The following is a 7202-nucleotide window of genomic DNA, read 5'->3' as shown; positions in this document are numbered from 1 at the left end:
CACGCGCCGAACGGTGTGGTCCCGCTGCGCTGGATGCCCGTGTTCATGTACGCCTCGTTGTCGTAGCACACGTACAGGATGTCCTCGTTGCGTTCCGCCGCGCCGCTGAGCGCCTGCATCCCGATGTCCGCCGTGCCGCCGTCCCCGGCGAACGCGACCACGGTGACGTCGTCCTTCCCGAGGCGCTTGAGCGCGCGCTTGATCCCCGCGGCGCAGATTGCCGAGGTCTCGAAGAGGACCTGGAGGCTGGGCACCGTGAACGCGTTGTACGGGTACATGTCGCTGAAGATCAGGAGGCAGGAGGCGGGCATGTAGACGACCGTGTTCGGCCCGAGGACCTTCATCGTCTCCCGGACGACCATGGCACCGCCGCAGCCCGGGCACGCCGTGTGTCCGGAGAGGAAGTAGTCCTCCTGGGACAGCTCCTTGATCGTCGTCATGGGTTCACCCCCCGCGTGCCGATCCAGTGCACGCCGCTCGCGCGACGGCCCCGGCCCACGGCGGCGAGGGTCTTCTTGAACATGAGCTCGACGTCCTGCGGCGTCACGTCGCGGCCGCCTAGGCCCGCGAGGAACCCGAGGATGGGCATCGTCGTCGTGTCGTAGAGCGCGTTCCGCGCCTCGATGCAGCTCGGTCCGCCGACGCCGTAGGAGACCGCGCGGTCGTACACGCCGAACGCCTTGAGGTGGGCGGTCGCATCCTGGAGCCGCTCGTCCGGGAACGGTCGGAACGAACGGAGCTTGATCAGGCCCACGCGCTCACCCTGGGCGCGCAGGCGGTCGACGACCTCCCGCGCGGTCGACGTGACCGTGCCCAGCGTCATGAGCGCGACGTCCGCGTCCTCGAGCCGGTACGTCTCCAAGGCGCCGCCGTACGTGCGCCCGAAGCGGCGACCGAACTCCCGGTCCGTCTCCTCCAGGAATTCCATGGCTCGGCGCATCCGGAGATCCGTCTCCCAGCGGACCTCCTGGATGTACTCCGGCGGCGAGGCCGCGCCCACCACGAGAGGCCGCTCAGGGTCCAGGTACGCGTGGACAGGCTTGAAGGGCGGCAGGAAGGCGTCCGCGGCCTCCTGGCTGACCAGCTCCACGGACTCGATCGTGTGGGACACCAGGAACGCGTCCATGCCGATCATCATGGGGAGCTCCACGAGCGGATGCTCCGCGACCCGGTAGCCCTGGAGGACCATGTCGAGCGCTTCCTGCGCGTCCTCCACGTAGATCTGCATCCAGCCCGTGTCCCGCTGGGGCATCGTGTCGTTGTGCTCCACCCAGATGCCGAGCGGCGAAGCGACCGTCCGGTTCACCACGGACATCACGATGGGCAGGTGCATCGGCGGCGAGATGAACAGGGGCTCGTGCATGAGGGCGAGGCCCTGGGACGACGTGGCCGTGTACGTGCGGACGCCCGTGGCCTCCGCCGCGACGACGGCGGACATCGCGCTGTGCTCGGACTCGACGCGCATCATCTCCGCGTCGAACTTGCCCGCGGCGAGGAACTCCGCGAGGTGCTCGATGATCATGGTCTGCGGGGTGATCGGGTACGCGGCCACGACCTGGGGCCGGGAAACCATGGCCCCCCACGCCGCGGCGTAGTCGCCCGTGACCATGCGGCGCTCGCCCGCGGTGGCCGTCTTCGTCTCGATCATGCCTGCACCTCCTCCTCGAGCTCGCGTTCCATGTGGATCGCCTTGGGCACGCAGACCGCTGCGCAGACGCCGCAGCCTTTGCAGTAGTCGTAGTGAATCTCGACGATCTTGGCACCGCGAGCAATGCTTCCGTCCGGGCAATAGAACCAGCACAGGAGGCAGTTCGTGCACTTGGCGCCGTCGAGGACGGGTTTCTCCACGCGCCACCCGCCCGTGCGATTCGTGCCCGAGCTGCCGACCCCGACCCGGCCGAACGGGGTCTCCAGGGTGGGCGTCGCGAGGCCCGGGGGCAGTTCCTGGGCCGTCGGCAGCCACTTGGACGCCTTCGGATACACACGGCCGTTGTCCGCCTCCCCCAACCGGGTGGCCTGGTACGCGGCGCGTGCCGCGGCGACGTTGCGGTCCGCGATCTCCTTGGACAGGCGCCGACCGAAGACCTCCATGATCCCGGCCTCGACGCCTTCAATCGTGATCAGCCCGGTTGCCTTCGCAAAGGCACCGAGCATGGCCGTGTTCACCGCGGCCTGCTTCGTGTACTCCAGGGCGATCGAGGTCGCGTCGACCGTCGCCGATTTCGCCTTCTTCGAGAGCACCAGATGGTCGGGCGACCGTGTCGTGTTCACGACCACCATGCCGCCCGGGCGCAACCCGGCGAGCACATCGACCGTCTCGATTAAGCTCTCGTCGAGCACGACGACGAAATGAGGCTCGTACACCTGGGTACGGACGCGGAGACGCTCCTGGCCGAACCGGGCGAACGCGAGCACGGGTGCCCCGCGGCGTTCCGCGCCGAAGAACGGGAACGCGATGGCCGAGTACCCGTCGTGGGACGCCGCCACCGCCAGAGCCTGAGCGGCCATGACAGCCCCCTGGCCGCCGCGGCCATGGAACCGAACCTCGTAGAACATGTACACACGGTCCTTCGAAACGCTTCGGTCCGAGTGGGCGGCGCGATTCGTAAGAAGTCTCGGCCCGTAGTATAATTACAATAGGTCGGCGTACGGAAGCCGCGGGCAGCCCCGACAAACCTATATGCGAACCCCAGAGCTAGGTCCCTCCAGCAACGCGTGGGAAGGTGAGTCATGCCCCTCCATCTGGGGACGAATCCGGAGACCGGGGCACCCATTCGGTTGCCCGAAGAGGACCTGCTGCGGCACGTCGTGATCCTCGGTGCCACGGGCTCGGGGAAGACGGTGCTCGGGAAGGCGATCCTCGAGGAGGCCGTCCGCGTGGGCGTCCCCGTGATCGCGGTGGACAGCCAGGGCGACCTCGCGTCCCTCGCGCTTGCCGCGACCCAGGAGTCCTCCGCGGCCCACGGCACGCCCGACGACGCGCGGGACGAGTACTGGGCCCGCGCCGCCGTGCAGATCCTTACGCCGGGGTCGCGCCACGGCGTGACACGGAGCCTGAACCCCCTGAAGGACGCGCCCGCGTTCGAGGCCTCCGAGGACGCGGTCCTGTTCGTCGATGCGATCGCGGAGGGCCTCGCGGCCGCGATGGGCTACGCGCTCACGTCGGACAGCGGCTCGCGGGCCAAGGACACGATCTACATGGCCCTCCAGGACGCGTGGCAGTCGGGGCGGTGGCCCAAGGAGGTCTCCGACCTGCCGCACCTCCTGGAGCGGGAGACCGCAATGGACAGCGCCCTCGTCTCGCACAAGGAGCGGGCGGGTCTCGTGCGGCGGGCCAAGGCGATGACCGTCGGGGCCAAGGGTCTCCTCTTCACCGCGGGCCCGCCGCTCGATGTCGCGGACATGGTCTCGTGGGCGCCCAAAGGGCGGACCCCCGTGAACGTCGTGTATACGGGAGGGCTGCGCAGCCCGTCCGAGCGGGAGATGGTCGTCGCCACGTTGTGCGAGGACGTGTACCGCTGGATGGTGTCCGAGACGAACGGCGGCCTACGCCTCGTCCTCTACATCGACGAGGTCGCCGGGCTCTGTCCGCCGCATCCGAAGAACCCACCGGCGAAGAAGTTCCTGTCCCTCCTGTTCCGCCAGGCGCGCAAGTACGGCGTCGGCCTGGTCGTCGCGACGCAGAACGTGACCGACTTGGACTATAAGGCCCTCGGCCAGGCGAATACCTGGGCGCTGGGGCGCCTCCTCGCGAAGCAGGACCTGGACCGCGTCCGCCACCTCGTCGGTTCGTTGCATCCGAGCGACCCCGAGGAGGTCCTCGCGCTCGTGCCCTCCCTGAAGGCCGGCCAGTTCCTGCTCCTGTCCCCGGAGCACCTCGGCCGGGTAGAGCGGCTCGAGGTCCGCGGGCTCGCGACGCAGCACACGGTCGTCCCCGAGGAGCGGTTCCACGAGATCCAATCGAGCCACGAGCTCGCGCTCCCCAAGACGGCACCGGACGAGAAGGCGTTCAAGCGGCAGACGCTCGCGGCCGTCGCGGCCAAGGCTGCGAGGTCCGCGGCCAAGACGGAGGTCGAGGAGGGCATCGGCCTCCGCGTCCTGCACCTCTTCGAGGACCACCCGGGGATCTACGGGCTCGAGGAGATCGCGGGCATGAACCCCGCGGACACCCGATTCCTGGGAATCCTTCTGCGGAAGCTCGCGGAGGTGCGCCTCCTCCGGCCCGAGCAGGTGGAAGGCCGGGAGGTGTACTGGGACCCGACGATTGGGTTCGACGTGCGGCGCGGGGTTCCCTCTCGGGTCGCTTGGCTCCCCCTGCGCTTCCCGCTCGTCGAGGCCACGAAGCGGGCAAACGAGGCGATCCAACGCCGCATGCTCCTGATCCCGAGGGAGCACATCGCCGGGAAGGAGTTCTACTTCGTGCCCCTGTGGCGCGTGGAGGCAGAGATCCTGCGGGGCCGCCGGCGCGGCCGGGTCGCGCGGTCCTTCTTCGTGAACGCCGTGTCGGGCCATCTCGCGTACGTGGTCAACGGCAACCTGAGCTTCCACGAGTTCCCCCGGGAGGACGTGTCCCGCCTCGATGCGTTGGCGTCCAAGGCCCAGCTGGAACCCGGCCCGGCCCAGAAGATCGGAGACGTCGTGCCCGTGGCCCACATCGGCCCTTCCCAGGCCAAGGAGATCGTGCACCGCTCTCTGGGCGCCAAGGTGCTCACGGAGCACCCGGACCTCTGCCTGCTCCCGATCTGGAAGTTCGAGATGCAGTCGAACGGGAGCGGGAGGACACGGCCCGTGTGGGTCGACGGCACCCTGGGGAGCGTCCTCCACCAGGCCCCCGAATCCCGCTGACGCTCATATCAGGCCGAGGGCGTCGAGCTTCTCCGGCAGGTACGTGTCCGTGACGTAGTCGAGGCCGTACTTCGCGAGCGCCTGCTGCTCCGCCTTCTTGTTGATCTGGAGCATGGTCTGGATCTCGTTCCGCCAGAACTCGTCGTTGAAGCGGGGGTCGGAGAGCTCCGCGTTCAGGGCTCCGACGTCGCGCGGCGTGAGGACATCGGTCGGCAGGTCGTAGTTGAGGATGTCGCTCGCGGTGATTCCGATGAACTCCGCGGTGGGCGTCGCGAGGTACTCGGAGATGTGGGCCGTCTTGATGGCGCCGTACGCGACGGAGGCATGGATGCGGAAGCTCCAAGGGTCTCCATCGGTAAAGCTCACGACATTAAGTTTTAACTCCTCGTTTAATCTTTTCAAAAGGCGACGTGTGCTCCGTGACGGCTGACCTTTAAGGTGGACCAAAATGCACTTGCCGTCTTCGTCGAATCCGTTCTCCACGAGGCGGTCGAACATGCCGCCCGTCTCGATGGCGAGGACGAACTTCGCATCCGCGTCGATGAGCTTGACCTTCTCCTTCTCGATGTTGTAGGGGATCGTGTAGCCCGCGTCGCCGACGTCGTCGCGGCAGTTGATCCGCTTTCGCTCGCCGTTCCGCGTGATTTCCTCTAGGGTGAGGTTCCCGATCACGCTCGCGCCGCTCTCCTCGGGCCGGAGCTTGAAGTCCTCCCGCAGGAGCTGCGTGATCACCTCGAGGTCCTCCGCGAGCAGGTTGGACTCGTCCTGGGAGTGGAACTTGGCGACGTCCCAGCCTTCCGAGATGTAGTACATCTCCCGCAGGGTCGAAGACTTCGCCGTGTTGATCATGTCCTGGATGAACTCGAGGACGTACATGGTCCGCAGGAGCATGAGTGCCCCCTTGAGCTTCTTCGCGCTCCGAACACCCATGAGGCTGCCGTACTTCCAGACCGAATGCTTCGTGTCGAACCGGATGTTCGCCTTCGTGCGGAGCGGGATCTTCATCTTGGGGATCTGCCCGTGGTCCAGCTCGTCGTAGATCTCCTCCGCGATCCCGTACAACGCCTCCACGGCCTTGTTCGACGCCGGTGCGCCGGGCTTGGCTTTCTTACTCATCGTCGAGCGCCTCCTCGGTCTCGTCGTAGTCGATCTCGCCCTCGTCCTCCGCCTCCGCGGGCGGCGGGGCCTCCTCGCCCTCGAACTCCTTGTAGTTCAGCTCCCAGTCGCCGGGCAGCGGCTCCGCGCCCACGACGAGTCCGGGGTTGATCCCGCTCACGAAGATGTCCGACTCGTCGTACTCCGCCTCGTCGAGGCCGTCCAGGAGGAACGTGACGGACGCCTTGGCCACGGAGTCGATCCGCTTCAGCTCCCACGTGATCTTGCCGTCCTCGCGGATTTCATCGGGCTTCGGATCGAAGTCCTTCGCCGCGATTCCGCGAGGCAGGAGCAGGTGCAGGTTGAGTTTCTTGCCCGCATCCGTGAAGTTGTGGATGTTGATCGTGACCGTGTGCCGTTTCTGCTTCCTGTCGTACGCGATCGTCTCGTCGACCCAGACCACGCCCATGATCTTCGTGATCGTCGCATCGAGGATGGGCACCTTCTTGTTCACGACCTTCGCGGACTTCTCCGCGATGCGTGGAAGGATGAGCTGCACGATCTCGAACTTCTCCCGCGTCTTCGCGCGGTGCGCTTTCTTCGTGAGGTGCGTCTTGAGACGCCGACCGCACTCCTTGAGGGCGAGGTCGAGTTCCTCCATGATCTCGTCGACCGCGGCCACGGCCTCCTTCGCCTCGGACGTGTACGGAACCTTCGTCGAGCACACATGGACCAGGACGATCGAGGGGCCGAACGGGAGGCCTTCCCCGCCGCGCTGCTCGAGGCCGTAGCGCCGCCAGTCCACATGGGCGACGGCTTGGGTGAGCGCACAGCCACCGGCCTGGTACATCAGCGGGACCCGGTTTGCGAATCGAAGGACCTCGACGGGCTGGTCCGGCGGAAGGTCGCCCCCGAACACGATGCCGACTTCGACCTGGAACGGGTTGCCCGTGTAGACGCTCGGGTCGCGCGTGACGGGGGGCGCATAGAACTCGGGCCGCATGCTGCCCAGTACGTTCTTCAGCCCTTTCTTGATGAGCCGCTCCCCGATGGGACTCAGGCAGTCCGTGGGCGGGGACATGAGCTTCGCGCTTTGCATGGCCTCATGGAGCGCCTTCGCCTGTTCGAGGCCCAGGCTCCGCGGCTTCGTTTCCGGGTCCTGTCCCGCGGCGTCGCAAATTTCCTTCGCGACGCGCGCGCTGACGCGCACGAACTCCTCCTCGAGGAAGGCAGAGAGCTTGTAGCTTTTCGTATCCTTCATC

General features: G+C 67.0%; 6 protein-coding genes and 1 pseudogene. 1 reads left to right on the top strand and 6 read right to left on the bottom strand.

Going from position 1 to position 7202, the window contains the following annotated elements; genetic code table 11:
- The 4 genes and pseudogenes from VEY12_07965 to VEY12_07950 all read right to left on the bottom strand — a co-directional run.
- Positions 1-440, bottom strand: a 440-nt coding sequence (locus tag VEY12_07965) for a thiamine pyrophosphate-dependent enzyme (GenBank protein HYM40061.1), incomplete at its 3' end; no start/stop codon positions are given.
- Positions 437-1648, bottom strand: coding sequence for a pyruvate ferredoxin oxidoreductase (porA, locus tag VEY12_07960; protein HYM40060.1), 1212 nt, complete (start codon positions 1646-1648; stop codon positions 437-439). The genes porA and VEY12_07965, both read right to left, overlap by 4 nt.
- Entirely contained in the window at positions 1645-1983 is a 339-nt protein-coding gene (locus VEY12_07955; GenBank protein HYM40059.1) for a 4Fe-4S dicluster domain-containing protein, read from the bottom strand. The genes porA and VEY12_07955 overlap by 4 nt, the downstream gene beginning before the upstream one ends.
- Before the next feature lie 15 nt (positions 1984-1998).
- Positions 1999-2556 (bottom strand): annotated as a pseudogene (locus VEY12_07950) (2-oxoacid:acceptor oxidoreductase family protein).
- 174 nt (positions 2557-2730) lie between these two features.
- Here VEY12_07950 and VEY12_07945 point away from each other — a divergent pair.
- The gene (locus VEY12_07945; protein ID HYM40058.1) at positions 2731-4845 is read left to right on the top strand and encodes a helicase HerA-like domain-containing protein; all 2115 of its coding nucleotides are present in this window, start codon (positions 2731-2733) and stop codon (positions 4843-4845) included.
- A 3-nt stretch (positions 4846-4848) separates the two neighbouring features.
- On the opposite strand, the gene VEY12_07940 is transcribed toward VEY12_07945, so the two are convergent.
- Together VEY12_07940 and VEY12_07935 are read right to left on the bottom strand one after the other, a co-directional pair.
- On the bottom strand, positions 4849-5961 hold the full coding sequence (locus tag VEY12_07940; protein HYM40057.1) for a DNA topoisomerase IV subunit A: 1113 nt from the start codon (positions 5959-5961) through the stop codon (positions 4849-4851).
- Positions 5954-7202 (bottom strand): DNA topoisomerase VI subunit B (locus tag VEY12_07935; GenBank protein HYM40056.1); only part of this gene is annotated, 1249 nt, incomplete at its 5' end. The genes VEY12_07940 and VEY12_07935, both read right to left, overlap by 8 nt.

It is taken from the genome of Thermoplasmata archaeon (assembly GCA_035632695.1).
Taxonomy (GTDB): Archaea; Thermoplasmatota; Thermoplasmata; order RBG-16-68-12; family RBG-16-68-12; genus RBG-16-68-12.
Note: the sequence above shows the minus strand (reverse complement) of the source record. Positions and strands in the feature narration are given on the sequence as shown.